This is a genomic window from Bacillus fungorum, from assembly GCF_002746455.1.
In the GTDB taxonomy this organism is placed as follows: domain Bacteria; phylum Bacillota; class Bacilli; order Bacillales; family Bacillaceae_G; genus Bacillus_A; species Bacillus_A fungorum.
The window spans coordinates 35,960-54,722 of record NZ_NWUW01000026.1; the positions used below are offsets into that span (position 1 = coordinate 35,960).

30 protein-coding genes are annotated in these 18,763 nt (G+C 29.2%); 29 read left to right on the plus strand and 1 reads right to left on the minus strand.

Annotation, left to right across the window (positions count from 1 at the left end):
* Nucleotides 1-30: 30 nt before the first annotated feature.
* The 7 genes from CO726_RS24870 to CO726_RS24895 all read left to right on the plus strand — a co-directional run bounded on the left by CO726_RS24870 (nt 31) and on the right by CO726_RS24895 (nt 3,096).
* Nucleotides 31-300, plus strand: a complete 270-nt coding sequence (locus tag CO726_RS24870; RefSeq protein ID WP_099686015.1) for a hypothetical protein — start codon at nt 31-33, stop codon at nt 298-300.
* 27 nt (nt 301-327) lie between these two features.
* A complete protein-coding gene (locus tag CO726_RS24875) occupies nt 328-555 on the plus strand; it encodes a hypothetical protein (RefSeq protein ID WP_099686016.1) in 228 nt (75 codons plus the stop codon).
* Between the two features lie 70 nt (nt 556-625).
* Entirely contained in the window at nt 626-802 is a 177-nt protein-coding gene (locus CO726_RS31935) for a hypothetical protein (protein WP_169513078.1), read from the plus strand.
* A gap of 202 nt (nt 803-1,004) precedes the next feature.
* Nucleotides 1,005-1,274, plus strand: a complete 270-nt coding sequence (locus CO726_RS24880; protein ID WP_099686017.1) for a hypothetical protein — start codon at nt 1,005-1,007, stop codon at nt 1,272-1,274.
* Nucleotides 1,275-1,311: 37 nt separating this feature from the next.
* Complete coding sequence (locus CO726_RS32605) at nt 1,312-1,791, plus strand: hypothetical protein (protein WP_245916744.1); 480 nt, start codon at nt 1,312-1,314, stop codon at nt 1,789-1,791.
* Complete coding sequence (locus CO726_RS24890) at nt 1,788-2,003, plus strand: hypothetical protein (protein WP_099686018.1); 216 nt, start codon at nt 1,788-1,790, stop codon at nt 2,001-2,003. Before CO726_RS32605 ends, CO726_RS24890 begins: the two co-directional genes overlap by 4 nt.
* A gap of 16 nt (nt 2,004-2,019) precedes the next feature.
* Nucleotides 2,020-3,096, plus strand: a complete 1,077-nt coding sequence (locus tag CO726_RS24895; protein ID WP_099686019.1) for a hypothetical protein — start codon at nt 2,020-2,022, stop codon at nt 3,094-3,096.
* Between the two features lie 35 nt (nt 3,097-3,131).
* On the opposite strand, the gene CO726_RS24900 is transcribed toward CO726_RS24895, so the two are convergent.
* Nucleotides 3,132-3,614, minus strand: a complete 483-nt coding sequence (locus tag CO726_RS24900) for a DUF559 domain-containing protein (RefSeq protein ID WP_099686020.1) — start codon at nt 3,612-3,614, stop codon at nt 3,132-3,134.
* A gap of 266 nt (nt 3,615-3,880) precedes the next feature.
* On the opposite strand from CO726_RS24900, the gene CO726_RS24905 reads away from it, so the two are divergent.
* The 22 genes from CO726_RS24905 to CO726_RS25000 all read left to right on the plus strand — a co-directional run bounded on the left by CO726_RS24905 (nt 3,881) and on the right by CO726_RS25000 (nt 17,978).
* Complete coding sequence (locus CO726_RS24905; RefSeq protein ID WP_099686021.1) at nt 3,881-5,068, plus strand: FtsK/SpoIIIE domain-containing protein; 1,188 nt, start codon at nt 3,881-3,883, stop codon at nt 5,066-5,068.
* Between the two features lie 15 nt (nt 5,069-5,083).
* Nucleotides 5,084-5,758 (plus strand): replication-relaxation family protein, encoded by a 675-nt coding sequence (locus CO726_RS24910; RefSeq protein ID WP_099686022.1) that lies wholly within the window; start codon nt 5,084-5,086, stop codon nt 5,756-5,758.
* A gap of 269 nt (nt 5,759-6,027) precedes the next feature.
* On the plus strand, nt 6,028-6,168 hold the full coding sequence (locus CO726_RS31940; protein ID WP_169513079.1) for a hypothetical protein: 141 nt from the start codon (nt 6,028-6,030) through the stop codon (nt 6,166-6,168).
* A gap of 208 nt (nt 6,169-6,376) precedes the next feature.
* Entirely contained in the window at nt 6,377-8,545 is a 2,169-nt protein-coding gene (locus CO726_RS24915) for a type IA DNA topoisomerase (protein WP_169513080.1), read from the plus strand.
* Nucleotides 8,546-8,731: 186 nt separating this feature from the next.
* Nucleotides 8,732-9,841 (plus strand): response regulator aspartate phosphatase, encoded by a 1,110-nt coding sequence (locus CO726_RS24920; protein ID WP_099686024.1) that lies wholly within the window; start codon nt 8,732-8,734, stop codon nt 9,839-9,841.
* The gene (locus tag CO726_RS31555) at nt 9,838-9,978 is read left to right on the plus strand and encodes a Phr family secreted Rap phosphatase inhibitor (RefSeq protein WP_136699846.1); all 141 of its coding nucleotides are present in this window, start codon (nt 9,838-9,840) and stop codon (nt 9,976-9,978) included. The genes CO726_RS24920 and CO726_RS31555 overlap by 4 nt, the downstream gene beginning before the upstream one ends.
* A 509-nt stretch (nt 9,979-10,487) precedes the next feature.
* Nucleotides 10,488-10,709 (plus strand): MarR family transcriptional regulator, encoded by a 222-nt coding sequence (locus CO726_RS24925; protein WP_099686025.1) that lies wholly within the window; start codon nt 10,488-10,490, stop codon nt 10,707-10,709.
* A 48-nt stretch (nt 10,710-10,757) separates the two neighbouring features.
* Nucleotides 10,758-10,922 (plus strand): hypothetical protein, encoded by a 165-nt coding sequence (locus CO726_RS31945; protein WP_169513081.1) that lies wholly within the window; start codon nt 10,758-10,760, stop codon nt 10,920-10,922.
* On the plus strand, nt 10,922-11,458 hold the full coding sequence (locus CO726_RS24930) for a hypothetical protein (RefSeq protein WP_099686026.1): 537 nt from the start codon (nt 10,922-10,924) through the stop codon (nt 11,456-11,458). The genes CO726_RS31945 and CO726_RS24930 overlap by 1 nt, the downstream gene beginning before the upstream one ends.
* Nucleotides 11,459-11,486: 28 nt before the next feature.
* Nucleotides 11,487-11,702: a hypothetical protein gene (locus CO726_RS24935; RefSeq protein ID WP_099686027.1), complete on the plus strand. Its 216-nt coding sequence runs from the start codon at nt 11,487-11,489 to the stop codon at nt 11,700-11,702.
* 33 nt (nt 11,703-11,735) lie between these two features.
* Nucleotides 11,736-12,326, plus strand: coding sequence for a hypothetical protein (locus CO726_RS24940; RefSeq protein WP_099686028.1), 591 nt, complete (start codon nt 11,736-11,738; stop codon nt 12,324-12,326).
* Between the two features lie 296 nt (nt 12,327-12,622).
* Nucleotides 12,623-13,078, plus strand: coding sequence for a hypothetical protein (locus CO726_RS24945; RefSeq protein ID WP_099686029.1), 456 nt, complete (start codon nt 12,623-12,625; stop codon nt 13,076-13,078).
* 19 nt (nt 13,079-13,097) lie between these two features.
* Nucleotides 13,098-13,415 carry a hypothetical protein gene (locus tag CO726_RS24950; protein ID WP_099686030.1) on the plus strand — a complete coding sequence of 106 codons (318 nt, stop codon included), beginning with the start codon at nt 13,098-13,100 and terminating at the stop codon, nt 13,413-13,415.
* Nucleotides 13,405-13,605, plus strand: coding sequence for a hypothetical protein (locus tag CO726_RS24955; protein ID WP_099686031.1), 201 nt, complete (start codon nt 13,405-13,407; stop codon nt 13,603-13,605). Before CO726_RS24950 ends, CO726_RS24955 begins: the two co-directional genes overlap by 11 nt.
* A gap of 178 nt (nt 13,606-13,783) precedes the next feature.
* Entirely contained in the window at nt 13,784-14,158 is a 375-nt protein-coding gene (locus CO726_RS24960) for a hypothetical protein (RefSeq protein WP_099686032.1), read from the plus strand.
* Between the two features lie 21 nt (nt 14,159-14,179).
* Nucleotides 14,180-15,133 (plus strand): tyrosine-type recombinase/integrase, encoded by a 954-nt coding sequence (locus CO726_RS24965; protein ID WP_099686033.1) that lies wholly within the window; start codon nt 14,180-14,182, stop codon nt 15,131-15,133.
* Nucleotides 15,134-15,514: 381 nt separating this feature from the next.
* Nucleotides 15,515-15,970: a DUF5348 domain-containing protein gene (locus CO726_RS24975; protein ID WP_099686035.1), complete on the plus strand. Its 456-nt coding sequence runs from the start codon at nt 15,515-15,517 to the stop codon at nt 15,968-15,970.
* A 16-nt stretch (nt 15,971-15,986) separates the two neighbouring features.
* Nucleotides 15,987-16,406 (plus strand): hypothetical protein, encoded by a 420-nt coding sequence (locus CO726_RS24980; protein ID WP_099686036.1) that lies wholly within the window; start codon nt 15,987-15,989, stop codon nt 16,404-16,406.
* Between the two features lie 189 nt (nt 16,407-16,595).
* On the plus strand, nt 16,596-16,898 hold the full coding sequence (locus CO726_RS24985) for a hypothetical protein (RefSeq protein ID WP_099686037.1): 303 nt from the start codon (nt 16,596-16,598) through the stop codon (nt 16,896-16,898).
* Nucleotides 16,891-17,319 (plus strand): hypothetical protein, encoded by a 429-nt coding sequence (locus CO726_RS24990; RefSeq protein ID WP_099686038.1) that lies wholly within the window; start codon nt 16,891-16,893, stop codon nt 17,317-17,319. Before CO726_RS24985 ends, CO726_RS24990 begins: the two co-directional genes overlap by 8 nt.
* Nucleotides 17,320-17,335: 16 nt before the next feature.
* The gene (locus CO726_RS24995; RefSeq protein ID WP_098205088.1) at nt 17,336-17,524 is read left to right on the plus strand and encodes a hypothetical protein; all 189 of its coding nucleotides are present in this window, start codon (nt 17,336-17,338) and stop codon (nt 17,522-17,524) included.
* Nucleotides 17,525-17,549: 25 nt separating this feature from the next.
* Nucleotides 17,550-17,978 (plus strand): hypothetical protein, encoded by a 429-nt coding sequence (locus CO726_RS25000; protein ID WP_099686039.1) that lies wholly within the window; start codon nt 17,550-17,552, stop codon nt 17,976-17,978.
* Nucleotides 17,979-18,763: the final 785 nt, after the last annotated feature.

Genomic DNA, 18,763 nt, shown 5'->3' on the forward strand with positions numbered 1-18,763 from the left:
TTGTAATCATTGGAAATGAGGTTGGGTAGATTGGGAAAAATAGAATGGCATGAAGCAACTGAAAATAATCAAGGGATACAAACAATCGGAATGCTTGAAGTTATATTGGGATCAGATTTTAAGAGGATAATTGGGTATAACGGAATTATAAAAGGTGACAAGGTTTTGTTTGAAAATAACGAATACACGATAGTTATGGTTTCAAGGTTAGGACATTTTGGGTTATCTGAAACAGGTAAGTTACCTTATACAAAATGTGCATTACCAAATGAAGTTATTAAGCTGACAACTAAAAATTAAAAAATACAGGTTGAGGGGAGATAAAAAATGTTTCGCTATATTTTATTTGGTGTTGTTCTTGTGTTAGGCGGTGCAACAATGGTGTTTATGATTTTAAACTATTTATTTGATGTATCTATAGTCTTGTCAAATCCTAAAATTGGAATGGAGTTATTAGCAAATAAGATAACAATAATGGGGTTAATTATCTCTATAATACTAATTTTCTGGTTTCTAATAAATTATTTAGCGAATAAAACAAAACGTATTAAATAACTAAGTTTTTAAATGAGGTGTTAGTATAATACAATTTGAATTTTATAGAAAAGTAGGTGGATAGAGAAGTATGTATTTAGCAATAGGGATTGGGATTATTGTACTCATTGTAGTAATGATTGGATATGGTACTTATGGAATGTTTAAAAATAATTACGCTATAAAATTTTATGCGCTTTTTATGTTTATTACATTAGTTGTTGTAGCGCTATATATGTCGTTTAGGCTAGTAAAAGCATCAATGTAAATCTTATACAGAAATAGTTGAACCAATATTGTATAAAACGGAGGTATGAGCAGTTGACTGATAAAGAAAAACAGATACCTGTACTCAAAGAATTTACAAATTGTATCGCGATCGCTTTAATAGGGTTACCTATCGTATTAATATTGATTATCTTATCAATATTAATTTACTGAAACTAAATTAAAAAAGTGGGTGGAAGTGGGTGGAATTAGTGCAAGAAAGAAAAGATGACTTAAACAAGAAAGTTATGGACAAAGTCCAGCAGTTACAGGTGAAATTCACACAAGAAAGAACAGTGGAATTAAATGATGAAATGAAACAAGCGATGGAAGAAAAAATAATTTTGGAAAGTTTTATTTCTGAACAAGAAGGAACAATACCAGATGTTGTTTTGGTTACTCTAAAACAAAAAATTCGCAGGTTAAATAGTGATATTAAGGTTTGTGAAGCACGTTTGAAAGCTTATAAATAAAAGCATGGTAATTTATTAAGAAGGGAAGAAATTAATAATGCAAAAAATTGAAGATTTTATGACTGATCCTAATAAAGAAATCTCAACTTACAAAACAGCTAAAACACAAGCAGAAATGTTAGAGAAAATAAAAGAATTAAAACCGAATGATTGCTTTGCTGTAACGTATGATTCACTTGATGATGAATATAAAATTTGGTGTGGTAATCGTCCATATGGATTTTTTGAGAACGAAATTTTAAAACGAAACGATGAAATTTGTAAATTAACTAAACAGGTTAACAGACAAGATGAAATTATTGATTGTTTGTTAAAAAGTACAGAGGATAAAGGTTTAAAAGTAGAAAGATTGTCATTATTAGACGAGGGCAGAGTAGGTTATTTTTTAACTGAAGAAGAATATATGAATCTTACTAGCTATTTAGGAAAAATTAATCAAGCAGCCAATCATCATAAAAAGGAATCAAATACACTTGAAATGAAACTAACAGATTTTCAAAAGGATGATAAAAAGTGAGACTTTCAATATTAAAACTTGTTGTTATTTTAATAGCATATTCTTTTTCGTTGTTTATGAGGTTTTATTATTTACAAGATTTAGGGAGTGATGTTGCTCGTGCCGTAGTTCCTGACTTTGTTTTGAATGCAATGTTTTGTTTATCTTTATTTTTTTTGATTGAAGTCTTAATAAAAGGTTATCTTGTTAAATTCGAAAGGTATGAAAAATAAAAAGGGGCTGAATATCTTGGAAACAAAAGAAGTGTTAACTTTAGGTGAAATGTTAGATAAAAAAATTGATGTTTCGATGTTTGAAAAGTTTATTTCAATGACTAAAGAACATAATGATTTAACACCTTCAGTTTTACGTGATATTGCTTTTAAAACGGTTTATCAAGGGCTAAAAGAAGATATTCTTCAATATACAGAAGAAGATAAAAGTAAAATAGTAAGTATTCAAGTTGATTTATGGAATTATATGAATCAAAATCATAAAGAATATTTTGAAGAAATACGTTCAATTTTTGATGAAGGAATGCATACTTATTTTGTTTTTATCGAACCAATTCAAAAATTGATGAAGGGTAAAAGATTGTATACCAATAAATACAAAGGTTTTCGAGTTTATAATGCAGAAGATCATGAGAACGGAAAATGTATTTTGACTCGATTATCAGCAGAAAAATTAGAACTTGTTTTAATGTTTGTAGAAGGTTTGTTTGGGAAAGAACTTTCATTAGATAAGTTAATTTTTTATACAACATTATTTTTTGATGTTTACGAAATCCCAAATATGAAGTATACAAATTTTGGTGAGAAAAAACTTGAAAACTTAGATATATCAAGTGTAAAAATATACCCTACGTGTATAGAAGCAATAAGAGGAAGGCACAGCAGCCATAAAGAATTGTTATTACAGTCTCAATTACTTTGGGGAAATATGACCTTTGATGACAGAATATATAGAGTATTACGTTATCATGAGGATAAATTTAGTCTAGTGTTTGATAAAGAAGAAGAAAAAAATGGGACTGTATATGTTGAAAAAGTGTATCAATTATCATTTGAAAATTCGCTACTAAAAGATAATAAGTATTTAGATATAGATGTTGCATTCTTAGAAGAAAAAAATGGGGATTGTATTGAAGTTAATATAAAATTTAATGTAGATATATACGATTTTGAAAATGTAGAATTTAAACTTGAACTTGAAGGGGAAAATCAATTTTCATTAATTGATTATACCAAGTATGAAGATTGTTCCAGTGACAATAAAGGAGCGCCAGTACCAGTAGGATATAAATTCCAACCATATTTTTCTTGAATATAATAAAACACTGTCTTATTTTGGACAGTGTTTTATTTAATATCAAATTGCAAGTGGAAAGATGGGTGTGTAGATGGTAAATGTTGTAGTTCATATAATTTTGATTCAAGTCTAAGAATACATTTATGCTTATCTTCTTTCCATTGACTATATTTAATGCGAAGTACAGAAACATAACCAACCTTTTTTAAATAAGCATCACGTTTTTTATCATGTTGAGCATTATGAAAAATATCTCCATCACATTCAATAACAATTCGTTTGTTGTTCTCCAATAAAACAAAATCTAATCTATATCGTCCTTCTTTTACTTGTGATATAGGGTAGTAACCTAATTTTACAAGGTAGTCAAAAACTTCTCTTTCAAAACGATTCCCACATTTTTCACGATTATGTTTGATTCCTATATCTCTTTGATCGGTACGTTGTTTTGGTTTAATTTCGAATTGCATATTTTTAATAGTGAAAGCTAATCCATAAATGAACAGGCTGATTAAAAAAATTATGAATAACATTTGCATCGTCCTTTCAGAGACAATGTATTTTTAACCTATGTTTTTCATATGTTGCTACAAAACAATTACTTCAGTTTTTGCATAAGTATTTACCTCTTTAGTATTACCCATGTTTAAAGCTGATATAACCATAAAAATAAACAATAAATAAATTTGTTAATGGCGACGAGGACGACAGGAGCGAGGGAAGCCATAATGCCCCAAACGATTCTGTTTTATACATGGAAATTGAAAAAAATTAAAATTTTTTTGTAAGGGGGATAAGTATGTTTGAAATGATTGAAAAAATTGAGAGGGCATGGGTGAATTTTCAAGAAAAGAAAAGGATTAAGGAAATGGAAAGAGAAGTAACGGAACAAGTCAAAAAAGCATTTCATACGGCACAGCTTTTCTTAGTAATGCAAAATGAACATATAAAGACATATGTTTATCCAAGTGTTTTAAATGTACGTTTTTTAGATACACATGTTGAAATTTATGGGAACATTCCAAAAGGAATGAATCCAAGTGTTTTTACTCAAAAAAAATTTGTATTTCAACAATATCTTGATGAAAATATACAAATTGTAACAGATGTGTCTAGTTATACAATAAGGGTGTTTCCTGAACGCATGAGCGTTGTTAAGTATGATTATGAATCCTTTCCTATTAAGAGCATGAAAATGCCCGTAGTGGCAGGGAAAAACAGGTTTAATGAGTGGGTTACTTTTTCTATGATTGAAAATCCTACGGTTTTAGTTGCTGGAATACCGGGAAGCGGAAAGTCTGTTATGGATAGACAAATATTAACTACACTTATGCTACACCACAAACCAACTGAACTAGAAATACACCTTGTGGACTTAAAAGGTAGTGAATTTCACATATTTCAGCACTGTCAGCATGTAAAAAGTATGAGCGTTACAGGAAAAGAATTTAGTCCCATTATGAAGAAATTAGAAAAGGAACTAGAAAAAAGAGGACAAATATTAAGAGAATATGGAGTAGCGCATATTGATAAATTGCCAAAAGAAAAAAGAATGAAGTACATCTTATTAATGATTGATGAAATTCTATTATTAAATAATGGAACGGCTGAAGCGAAAGAAACAAGAGAGTCACTTTTAAAATGGGCGGCTTTAGGTAGGGCGCTTGGTTGTTTTACCATTGTCTCATTACAAAGACCCTGTCATAAATCATTAGATACCGCTTTAAGAGGGATTTTAAATGTACGCATTGTATTTAAGACTGAAGATAAAACAAACAGCGAAATTGCAGGGGTAGAGGGCGCAGAAGACATAGCAAGGGATGAAGCGGGGAGAATGGTATTTAAAATTGATAAAAACGATATGCAGGACATACAAGCACCGTTTTTAGATGTTGAACCAGCACAAGAATTGATAAGCCATTTAGTAAACAGAAAACCGAAAGAAAAAACAAAAAGCAATGACCAACTATTCGGATTGCTTGAATAAATGGAGGGGGTTTTAATGAATCAGCGTGACAAATCCATTATTAATGATATAGAACGATTTAGAGTTTTAAGTAGAGATCAAATTATTAAAATTCATTTTTCAAACTTAAAAAAGCCTATAAGTACATGCAATTTAGTTTTAAAGAGATTGCAAGATAGGGGGTACATTAAGGCTTGTAAAGATTTCCGACCATATTTGTACATGAAACCTGATTCTAAAATTAAACCGCACAGTCAGAAAGTGTTTCACTTTTTAAAAATTGCTGATACCTATATTGATTTATTGAAACATGATGCTCAATTATCATATGTACAGATTGAACCCAAGTATAAAAAAGGAGAAGTTGAGCCTGATCTCTTTTGTATTTTTAAGAAATCACCGTTTTTTATTGAAATACAATTAACGGTGTACAGTGAAAAAGTCATGAATGAAAAAATTGAACGATATGAAAATCTATATAATTCAAATCTATGGAGAAATTTTGAATGGCAGCAAGAAGGAAAAGAGGTATTTCCAGTTATAGTTATTATTACAGATAGCTATTATGATATTGAAACTGAATTAAGAGTATTGCAGTTTCCTAGTATTGAATCACTTGTACAACGCTATAATGAAGAAAAGAAAGTAAGGAAAAAAGATGAATCTGAAATAAAAAACGAAAATGGTACTATAAAAATAACTATAAAATAAATGTTAAAAAAAGGGATGCAATTTGCGTCCCTTTTTTTCTAACTTATTATGGATTAATATTGAATATATGAAAAAATATGGTACAATTTATTTAAGAGTTATTTGTCTTTTCTAAATTTTCTCGAAGTCCCTTGTGGTTGATTACCTTTGCCAGTTCGACCACACGAAGGGGCTTTTTCCCTTTTTTGGATAAAATATGTTGTTGTAGTAATTTATATATACTATAATGAATTAGAGGTTTAAATAAATTACTGCAAAGGAGGGGTTAAATGAATGATGAAAATATGAATTATAATAATTATGAGCCTAGTAATCATTTAGATTTTTGGATAGGTTGTAAGAATGCTATTATTATAGCTTCTCATTTTTGGTTATTAGTATTGGGGGGATTTTTATTTTTTATGAAATGAATTTCAAATATGAAAAGACCCACACATGGCAGCGTGTGAGTCTAAGGGAAATAATTTTAACCAGAAATTAAAATTACACTGACAAATTCGCATTGTCAGTAACATTATAATTTGAAATTCTAATCATTACAATATGTTTATAGATATTGGCACAAACGATAAAGCATGTTTGTGGCCTACATCTATAAATGGGAAAAGGGGAAAGAATATGCGAGTTATTTTAGCGGAAAAATCGAGCCAAGCACAAGCGTATTGTGATGCTATGGAGCGAGTACAAAAGAAAGATGGTTATTATACTGGTTATTTTCGAGAATTAGATGAAACTTTTGTAATAGTTCATGCTAAAGGGCATTTGATGGAACTTTATGACCCAATTGATTATAAAGAAGAATGGGGAAAATGGAACTTAAAAGATTTACCGATAATCCCTGAAGAATTTAAATTTAAACTAAAAACAGATAAAGAATCAAAACGATTATTTGAGATTGCAAGGAAACAATTAAGGATGGCTGACAGCGTGATCGTGGGTACCGATGGAGACAGAGAGGGTGAAAACATAGCAAGATTAATAATGAAAATGGCAGGTTGTGAACATAAACCAACCCAACGTCTTTGGATAAATTCACTTGTTCCTAAAAAAGTAAAAGAGGGTTTGTTAAATTTACAAGATGGTAATAAATATAAAAATAAGTATGAAGAAGCACAAGGGAGACAACGAGCAGACTGGATTGTTGGTATTAATGCAAGCCGTCTTTTTACGTTAGCCTTAAAGGACAAAGGAATTAATGAAAAGTTTTCTGTTGGAAGGGTGCAAAGCGCCACATTAAAGTTAATTTATGACCGACAAATAGCAATTGAACAGTTTGAACCAAAACCAATATTTAGTATTGAAGCTATAGTGAATACTAACCCAGCGATTATATTAAAAACAACTGATAAATTTGAAGATAAAAATGAGTTTCAAAAGTTTATAAGAAATCATCGATTAAATGAAAAACCTTTAAAAGCAATTATCACAGATGTAGAAAAAGAAATAAAACCATCGTTTTCACCAAAATTATTTTCACTTGCTACACTTCAAACTTATGCAAATAAAAAATATAAATTATCACCTAAAAAGGTGCTAGACATTGTTCAAACGTTGTATGATAGTCCATTAAAATTAGTAACTTATCCACGTTCGGATTGTGAATATATAACGGAAAATGAATTTGAATATATTCAAAAACATGTAAAAGATTATCAAAATATTGTATCGCAGCCATTTGAAATTACTTCATATGAACCTAATAAAAAATACATTGATAATAAAAAAGTAAAAGAGCATTACGCTATTGTACCCACTGAAAATATACCTAGTAAAGAAACATTAGATTCTTTAACAAAAGATCAGAGAAATATTTATTTTGCTATTATAACAAGAACTATTGCAATGTTTCATAAACCATATGAGTATGAGGAAACAGTAATTTCAGCAAAAATTCAGGATTTATCTTTTTATGTAAAAGGAAAAGTTGAAATTACAAAGGGTTGGAAAGAACTTTATGAAGAAGAAGCAGAAAATAACGATGTATTATTGCCAAAAGTAAACGCTGGTGAAAGTTATACAGTGGAGATTGAAGAAAAAGAGGGGAAAACTAGCCCACCAAAACCTCTAACAGAAGGACAACTAATACCTTTAATGCAAACATGTGGTTTAAGAGATAATGATTTTAGTTTAGAAGATGAAGAAGAGACTTCAGAAGCAATTAAAATATTAAAAGAAGTTGAGGGATTGGGAACTTCAGCAACAAGGGCTGGAATTATTGAAACATTACAGGATAACAGATATATAGAAATTAAGAATAATAAAGTTATTATCACTAAAAAAGGTAGATTAATTTGTGAAATGCTTGCAGATACGTTGTTAACTAATCCTTTAATGACAGGAAAATGGGAGCTGTTTTTAAAAGAGATCGGTGAGGGAAAACAGAAGAAAGAAACATTTATTTTTGGTATTAGTAAATTTGTAGAAAAGTTAATTGAAGCAAAAAAAGTGAGTATTAAAAGCATGGACTTAGGTGAAGAAATGGAAGAAATTCAAAAGGAAAAAGAAGGGGCTATTTGTGAATGCCCAATTTGTAAGAAAGGAAATATAGTGGATAGAAAAAGCTTTTTTGGATGCACAAATTATAAAGAAGGTTGTAAGTTTACCATTAGTAAATCAATTTTAGGAAAGAATATCACAAAACCACAAGTGAAAAAATTATGTGATGAAAAAGGGAAAACGGGATTAATAAAAGGATTTGAAAAAGATGGTAGAACATTTGATGCATTTTTAAAGCGTGAGGGAATGAAAATAAATTTTGAGTTTGAAAAGAAAGTTGTGAAAAATTAGTAAGTATTAAAATTTGGGTTGTAAAAAAGGGAAAAAACGTGTTGTTTTTCCTTTTTTACAACCGCACCAACTGAAGCGGAGCGAAAGGCGGTAGTGAGAAAGTTTAATTTCAGAAAATAAAGTTTATTTGAAAAAAATTTTTTGGTATGATGGAATTAATTTACAAAGAAAAGGAGACCGGAATTTATGAATGTACAAGTAATCTCAAAAGAACATATGACACAACTTTTAGGTAATTGGTATCGTACAATTCGTTCTCAAAATCTTGACGAAGCTAAAGAGTTAAAAAAAGAAATTGATTCGAAAATTAATCATATGGAAGAAGATCAGAAAATATTGGAGTATTATTTGTTATTAGATTTCCGCTATAAAATTTTATGTTCCGATTTTTACCCCAATGTTTCAGGAATTAGTAAAGCAGAACTTAAAGAATTTAATATAAATCATAATTCTAGTGACGATTTCTTATCATATTATTATTACTTTTTTAAAGCTACACATGAAATGATTATGGGAAAATATAAAGAAGCGGAAAAGGACTTTGAAAAGGCTGGGGAATTTATCGTTAAAATTCCTGATGAAATTGAGAAAGCTGAATATAACTTTAAATTAGCAACATATTATTATTATGTTTGCCAGCCAGTTTTAGTTGTTCAATTTGTTTCTAAAGCAAAAAGTACATTTTTAAAACAAGCTGGATACGATTTAAAGATAGCAGCTTGTGACAACCTTTTGGGACTTGCTTGTATTCAATTAAGCCAGTTTGAACAAGCAGAAGAATATTTAATCTCGTCAATTAATGTTTTGCAAAAGAAAAATGAAGAATCGCTTGTATTACGTGGTAAGCATAGTTTAGGTGTTATGTATGCAGAACAAAACCTTTCTGTATTAGCAATTAGGCATTTATCTGAAGTTACGAAAAAGAATCCTGATAGCTTTAGAGCAGTTTATTTAGAAGCTAGAGAGTATTCGAAATTAGGAGAGATCAAGAAAGCAATTGAATTAATTGATAAAGGGTTAGAGGTTTGTAACAAATTTGAAAATGTTGAGTATCAGCATCATTTCAATATATTGAAACGAAAATGTCAAAAACCTGAAGCGAAATTATTAGAAGTAGTTATTTTAGAAGGATTATCGTATTTTGAAAAAGAAGGTTTATGGGAGTACGTACAAGAGTATTCTGAAGTATTAGCAATGCAATTTCATGAAGAAGGAAATCATGAAAAGGCAAGTAAATATTTCTACAAGGGAACTAAAGAAAAAGAAAAAGCATTTCAGAAAGGGGCTTTAAGATGAAAAAGGTTATAGTAGGTGTCATGAGTTTATTATTAGTAGGTTTTGTTTTAAATGGAGTAGATAGCCCATCACATGTAGAAGCAAAAGAAACGGATACAAATATAATTTTATATACACATGGAGAACCTTGGGGTTGATTATAAAAAAGGATAGAGAAAATTCTCTATCCTTTTTTATTGGGTGTTTTGTAGCGATAATGACTAATGACGAGTTAGTCATAAGACTCATATAAATTTTACTATAAATGGAATCAAACTGTAAAATAAAAAAAGACAGAAATTTTCTGTCTTTTTAAGGGTATTAATCTTCTTCTTCTAATTCATAGCAACGAATTAGTCTTCATTCTAACAGTTATTGTAAGGATTGTAAATGGAAATAACCGCCTAGCAATAATTTATTTATACTATAAAAGAGGTATTTATCGTATGTAAATAAAGAATCCTCTTTGTCAGCATTAAAGAGGATTCAGGGTCTATAAATATGCTGTTGTGTCAAGAAAATTGGAAATTTTGCCTAAACTTATTGTAACATAATACCTTTATTGTTACAAATTTCATTTTGAACTTGTATTTTTGTAGTAATTTATTTATACTACAAGTAAGGGTATTAATCATTAAGCATAAACTTAATGATTGGAGTAATTTAATTGGAAATTTATAAATTAAACATTTCGCACAAAGCAAAGTTTTTCCTTTACACTTTACGAGAAATGAAGGAAATGGAAAAAACATATAGTGACCTTTCGGATTTATTAGCAATTAATCGGTCATTAATACCAGGAGTCATTAAAGAGTTAGAGGAGAACAAATTAATAACAGTAGAGAGGGGAAAAGGTAAAAAACCGAGTATATACAGAATTAATTTTTAATGTGCAGTAGCTTATTTATCATTAGTTCTTTTTCAGAGGGGGAAGTGTATGTTTGTATTGAGTAATAGTAACTTGCAGCCATTCACACCAATGATTCCAGCAGATAGAATGATTATAGCTTTTATTATAGGAATAGTTGTAATTGGAGGCATAAGAATTGCTTTAGTTTTGTTAGAAAAAAAAGAAACTAATAAAAAAGGGGAAGAGAAATAATGAAAATGCAGTATGCACTATGGGAAATTAAAGAACGTTTATTTTTAGTCGATGCTGAAGAATATTCAGCTTTAACTACAAAAGGGGAATATAAACAAGATGAGCCAACAGAGGAAGAAAGTTTAAAAAAACTTGTTTATGGTAGTTTTAAAATTCAAGCTGATTATGACAAAAAGGAAGCAATTGAAGAAGCTAAAAATTCAGTTGGATATGCATTAGGTCACATTAAAGGTAAAACCTGTCATTATATAGAATTGCTCGATTTAGAATTGAGAGAAGATCAAGAAGTATTACATGGGGAAATTCCGTTTTCGGCTCTTATTCGTACAGACTTAAAGATTCCAAGAAAAAATGAACCAGCGATTAGTGCGTTTCTTAGATATGGAAATATGGAAATTGGAGATAATATTTTAAATCGCTTTGGAATCTTTGCTATTAAAGGCGAAGAAAAAGGATTAACTAATTTGACAAAAGAAAATTGGAAAGAATTTATTAATGAAAAAAAAGAAATAAAAGTAGCTGAATTACTTAAATAATAATCTAAGGGAATGGAGAGAAGATAAAATGAATAATAGATTAGCAGAAGCGCATACCGGAAAAGGTTTCAAATGGAATTTTAGTGAATTATTGGTTGGTCGTACTGGTCAAATTACTCGTAATGTGGAAATTATTGATGCAAAGGAGTCTACAATTGGTGGAGTTAAATCAATTAGTATTCGGGTAAGGGATAACATAGGAAATGAGTATTGGACAGAACTTGAAGAAGTATCTTTGGATTAAATTTGTAATTAAATAAGCAAAGGGGTGTATGTTTTGAAAGTCAGTGAACAACGTAAAAAAGCATTAAGTCATTGGACATTTAATTTAAAAATCGGATTAAGCAATGAAGCTGGTTTTTACATTTCTTTAGATGATTGGCTTACACATGATTATAATAGAACATCATTGGTCGATCCGATATGTGGTGGGTGTCATATATATAATTCAGGTGATGGACTCAGAGCATACTTATGGTTAGAAAGTTACTTGGATTTAATTCGAAGCGAAGAATTTATACCTAAATTTATTGATATACTTTGTTATGAAAATTATCAAAAAGAATTGTTAGAAATGTTTGAAAAACACAATAGTATATCAGAAGATAAAAGAATGTTAACAGCTTTAGGAAGAAAACAAAAATTACAAAATAATTCTATTTACTTACTTGAAACCTTAGAGGAAATAAAAGCGGTTTTAATATCAAAAACTATACCATTTAGAAAAATCACTTGGAATGACATAAAACAAAAGAAAGGTAGTTTTAATAATGGTGAAAATGAAGTGAAAATTTTTGACCCTAAAGGAGATTATCCCGATTTTTTACAAAAATTAGGTCTTGTAGCTAATTTAAAAAGAAAACCTTAATAAATACAATTTTTAGTTTGTATTTCAATAATATGTTAAATTGTTATATAATAATTTTGAGAATTTAATCAAAATAAAAAAGTAATTAAACATGATAAAAAGTATTGGCACAAACGAAGATCATGTTTGCGGCCAATACTTTTTTAAATTAACAGTTGTATAATTCGAAATAAAAAAGGAAGGGAAATGCAGATTATCCTTCCATTTTTATTGAAAATATATTGAAATTGGAAGGGAAATGTTATAAAATTAAAGTATAAATTGGAAGGGAAATTTCCAGTTGTGGAGGAATAAAAATGAATTTGAAATTACAGATGAAAATGAACCTTAATAAAAAGATATCTAATAATGAAATGATTAAGTTAGCTAAAAAATTAGGTGGAATTAGTGAAGCTGGTGATTATGTCAATATTACAGATAAAGAGATTGATTTTAAGATCAGTAAAAAACAAGATTTGCTAAGTCTTTTGTTTCAAAACGGAGTTGGAAGTGTAATTGCCTTTTTAGAGAAATATGTCTTTTATTATGACCCTGTTCAAATAGGCGAGGTTTTTTCACAGGATTCAGGAAGAATTGCGCTTATATACGCTTTTAAAAATTACATATATGTAGTGAAACTTATAGATGGATACAATGAAATAGAGATTTCAGATACTAAAGGTGAAAGTAAAAATATTTTATGTGAGGATGGGCGTAAAGTCGAAATCGAAAACCATATAGTAATGGCACATGTTTTATTTGGGAAAAAATAATAAAAGGGGGAATAAAACGATGTTCCGAAAAATGAAGAACAAAATAAAAAATAATAAGCATGTAAAAAAAACAACCGGTTTTGTAGGCAAAAGAATTGAATGGAGCGTTTCAAATACAATCGGCAGTAATTGGGCTTATTATGTATTATGGTTTTTCATTGTAAATATAATGGCTTTTACAGTAATTGCATTTATTTTATTAGGTGTATTCGGAATGAGTTTTACATTAGGGAAAAATATTAGTTTGTGTATTAGCGTTATTGTTTCAATTGGATATTTGTTTTATTTACGTCAACAAGAAAAAGAAATGAATAAGGAGGGAGAGAATGAAATTTAAGAATGAAATGGTTTCAAAGTTAGATGGAATCATAGCTATATTTGTAGGGGTACTTGTTACTAGTGGTGCTGTAGCTTTTTTATGTCGGGTAGTTACCCTTGAAACAATTGAGAAAATTTGTGGTGTTACTTTTAGCTTATCAGTAATTATAATAGTTCTTCTAATGTTTTATGGAGATAAAAAGAATTAAACAATATTGTTAATAAAGTTGAAAAAATTATGAAGCTAATAAAAAAAGTGAAAAAAAAGGTATAGTAACAATAGATGCAAAACAGGGACAGAATAACTGTAAAAACACCTTTAGATAAACCTGATGAGATCGGTATGTATTATAAAAAATGGAGGAAAAAAGAGGGGAATGAAGAGTAATGAATCAAGTATTTCAAAAGTTTCTAAATGGTGTTAGCAATTCGAATGTGAATGTATTTAAAAAAGCATTTTGGATAACTTGTTTTAAAGCGACTTTATTGTTTTATCCGTTGGCAACAATCCCATTTTCATTAATTTTTTTAGCATTTACGGATTACATGAAAAGTCCATATCTTTACTATGCAGCAGGTGAAAGTATTTTATTTATAATCACTTTTAGTACGATTGTTCTATTTCTTGCTTTCTTTGGTTTTTATGCTTCTATTATTGAAAGTTTTCAAACTAAAGAAAAAGGAAATGCAAAAGGAACAGACCGAAAAACGTTTACTGTTTTTATGGACAACTCAGTAGGAAAAGAACAAAACAAAAATTAATAGTAAATTATAGGTGATGAAATGACATATTTAGATATGTATAAAGAACATTTAAAACAAGAAGATAAACGAGAAAGTACAATAAAAGGATATGAAAAAGCTGTTCGATATTTTATTAAATGGTACGAAGAAAATCATTCTAATTTTGGTACTTATTATGAGACATTTGAGGATTCTATCAATACTATTCGAATTGACCATTTAATTGATTATAGAAAATACCTGTTGGAAACAACAAGTGTAAGTGGAAAGCCGTATAGTTTTGATACAATTTCATTGCGAGTAAATTGTATTAAGGATTTCTTTACATTCTTATATAATCAGAAATTAATTGAAGTTAACCCAGCGCAGAATTTAAAAAGTATTCGTTATGTTAAAGAGTCGCAAGTAAAATGGCTAAGTAAAGAAGAAAAAGCAACATTATTACGTTATGTAGAAGATCCTAAAATTCTTGAAAAAAATGAATGGAGAGGATACAGAAATTTAGCAGTTGTAAATATTATGTTATTGGCTGGTTTGCGAATTAGTGAAGTATCAGAATTAAAATTGAAGGATATAGAAGAAGGATTTATTTTAATTAGAAGTAGTAAGGGAATGAAGGGCAGAAAATTACCAATAAATCATGATTTAGGAAAGATTTTGACTAAATGGCTTGATGTACGAAATAACAAAGATAAATATAAAGATAGTGAATATGTATTCTTATCCCAACGAGGAAGTCAATTTACTGAAATGGGGATTACTAAATTATTTATTACTTTACAAAAGAAAACAGGTATTTCCGATTTAACGGCTCATACATTGCGTCATACGTTCTGTCATGACCTAGTTATAAAAGGTGTTCCAGTACATATGATTGCAGAATATGCGGGTCATTCTTCTTTAAAAACAACTATGATTTACATAACGAGTAGCCATACAGAAAAGAAGGCAGCCGTTGAAAAGTTATCTGTTGGAAGATATGACAATTTGTAAGTATAGTTAAATATCAAATATTAAAACAAAATTATCATAACAATAGAAGGTAGTTTAAATATGGGATTAAAAGTTATTCTTATTTTGACTATAACACTATGTATAAGCATTCTGTTTTCAATCATCGGAGTTTTTTTTCATCAAAGTTTACAATTAGATGAAGAAAAACTCTTTTTTAAATGGTTCATTTCTATGTGTTTAACGGTTATTGGATATAGCATTGTTGTTTATTTTGTTATCCCTAATATATTGTGAAATTTATATAAAATAAATTCTTACAAAAGTATTTATAATAGTTTTTACAAATGTATTTACAAAAGTAAGAACAAATGATATAATATGAAATATAAGGTGATAAAGTAAAAATAAGGAGTGTTTAAAATGGATTTTAAAAGAAGTCTTGAACCAATGGATTTAGAAGTATTACACAAGGAAATGCATTTGTTAAAAAATAAAATTAAAAAGATTATCAGTAAAACAGGCTATGCTTGTGATAATGTTTGCTACAATGCCAATGATCTTGATGAAAAATTTATTATGAGCCAATATTACTACATGCTAACAGAATTAGAAAAAATGTATCATAGGTTGGAATATGTATCTAAAGATGTTGTGGAAGAAGGATACATTTCACATAACAAGGATAAAAGATATGCTTTACAGTCAGGGCGCTATCTTACAACAGGAAGTCAATGTGAAATTCTATATAAAAATGAAGAAACAGAATCAGTTTATTGGATATATACAATCATTCAACATAATGGTCAAGACTACTATGCTGAAGAATTAGGAAAAGAAGTTAGTATTGATGGTATGAAAGTGAGAATACGAGGATAAAAAAGGAGTTGATAAAATGGATAAAATATCAAATATTGATGACCTTTTAGAAGTTTTTACTTCAGGATATGGACACAAGTTTTTAATGATATTACTCGTGTTATTTACTTTTTTAATTATGTTACGTATATATGTATGGTGGTTTCGACGTTCAATTGGGTATTATGGCGGTGGTGGTTATGATTACTCTTCAAATACAATGGGGGCTACATCATCAAACAATAAAAAAGTTAATTTAGAAAAAAGCTTTAATGCTAGTAACTTGAATAGGCATTCCCTAGTAGTAGGAAAAACAAGTTCAGGAATGACAGAGCTTTTTAACTCAGGAATTTTAAATTCGTCTACAAATGATGATGCAAGTTGTTCACATCGTAACCATGATACAGGAACTATTGGAAGTGGAGATTCAGGGAACTTTGATGGTGGAGGATATTGAAAAATATAGGATATTAGGAGGTTTAATGATGTGGAGTAAGAATTATAAAAAAGTGAGTGGCATTGTTACAAAAAAAGGTTCAAAACATCTTTTATTATAAGTCCAGCGAAATTACATATTGGCACAAATGATAAAGCATATTTGTGGCCTATATGTAATTTTTGAAGCAAGATCAGGGAGGGGAAAGTAATGAGTAACCCATTTGAGAAAACAATAGAAAATTTATTAAAACAAAATCGAAAATGGAATACGCCTTGTATAACTAATGTACCTTTTATGAAAGATGGTGAGTATTACCGATTAGAATTAAATACACAAAAAATATATTTAGTGCGTAAATCAGGAAGTCGAGCGTTAGGAGAAATCGAAGTAACACACACTGAAAAAATAAATGAGTTAATGCAATATGTATCTAAAAACATTCCATTTGAAGAAAATATTTTAATTATTGACCCAAAAGACAAAATTATAGGAATGAATAATAATGAGTAAAATAATGACAAATGTAATGACAAATGAATTTTCTCATAAATTACTTCTTATTATTTGTTCTATACTTGCTGTATTTGGCTGGTTATATTGTTTTGATTTATATAACAGGATGAAATTACAATTTACTATATACCATGCAATTGTATTGGTTGTTCCGTTTATAGTTTTGTTATTGGGGTACAATGCAATTGTTTGTTATTTCAAAAAGAAAAAGTTCTTTGAAAGTGTAATAAAATCATTAATAACGATTGTTATAGTTTCAGGTGTTTTTATGGCAGCAGGTTTATTTATAGAACAAGAGAATGTAATTTTTAAAGTCTTATTTTTTGCTATATTAGGTGCTTCCATACTTCTAAGGTTCATAGCGTATATTATAAATAAAAATCGTGTATACAAAGAAATGAAGCCTTTAACTAAATAATAAAGGGAGGTTGTGTATGGATATTGTTTGGTCACTTGTATTGCTTTTATTGGTAATCAGTGTACTGATCGTAGAGTTTAAATTTAAAACGTGGAAGTTCTCTAAGTATTATGCTATTTCAGTAATGCTTTTAGTTATCATTGCATTTTATACAATACCAAGTTTTCATAATCATATGTTAGAAGTCATTAAAGGGTTAGGTTAAATCAAATATTAAGGAGCAATTTAAAATGATACTTAATAGAGAAAAACAAAAAGAATTTATTGAAGCTACAACACTAATAATACAAGGGTTAGGGAAACTAGATGACTTGTATCTTGAAAATGAGGGATTACAAGAAATACATGATTTTGAAATGAAAGTAACTGATATGACTAAAGAACTAGAAAAGAAAATAATACCTCGTATGGAGTTAACTCAACAAAATGCGTTGTTATTTATTCAGTATTTACAAGAAGGCGAAAAATTCATGACTGAAATTGATGAAGTTAAAATGAATAATCAATTGATTTGTATTTTAAAAGAATACCTTGAAACTGGAAAGATTAGTGAGAAAAATAAAGAGTGGGCTGAAGATAGTGTTAGTTGGGAATTTCAGACTCGAATTATAACACCTGTTGTTCAATTATTAGTTCATAACAATATAGTTAAAATTTAAATGAAAATCATTTGGGCTCACAATACAGCGAGTAATTCACCGGTCCATACTTAAAAAGCAAAGTATGGACTGGTGAAAACTCGCTGATAATTGCCGACTCGGACTAAAATGCTCGATAACTAGAAAGAGTAACCTTTTAAATGAAAACCGTTTTAAAAGGAAACTCTTTCTAAGTTCCTGATCATTTCTTAACGCCACTTCGCGGAGCGTAAAAGAAAAAGGCAAAAGAAAAAAGAAAGAGAAGAAATAAAAAGGAAAAGTCATGCAGCCACCTAGCGGTAGGCCACATGACTTTTTTTAATAAAAAGAAAAGCTAAAAGAAAAAGAAAGGGCTAATTCAAAATTCAATACCGAGTAGTATTTTTTTAAAAGTATTCCATTCCATTTCATACTTTTAAAAAAATCTCCACTCTTAGCCACGATTTTCTTATGAAATGGAAAAGCATATTTCATAAGAAAACCGAGTCTATATTGAGTTTTAAATTTTTGACAGGCTTTTTGTCTTACGCCAAGCCGACACCAAAAAGGAAGCTGTTAAGGCAGCCGACTTGCGTTACTAAGTGTAGCCTGTCAAACCGCCTAAAACCGAGGGGGATAATCCCCCACACCCCCTAGCCAACCTCCCCCAAAAAGTGAAGGACAATCCCAAACCCGAAAGAAAAAAGCAAGAAAAACCGAAAAAAATCAAAAGTTTTTACACAAGTTCTTACAAAAGTATTTACTTTTGTAAGAACTAATGATATAATTATAAATGTAAGGTAGTTAAACAAATTTAAATTTTAAGG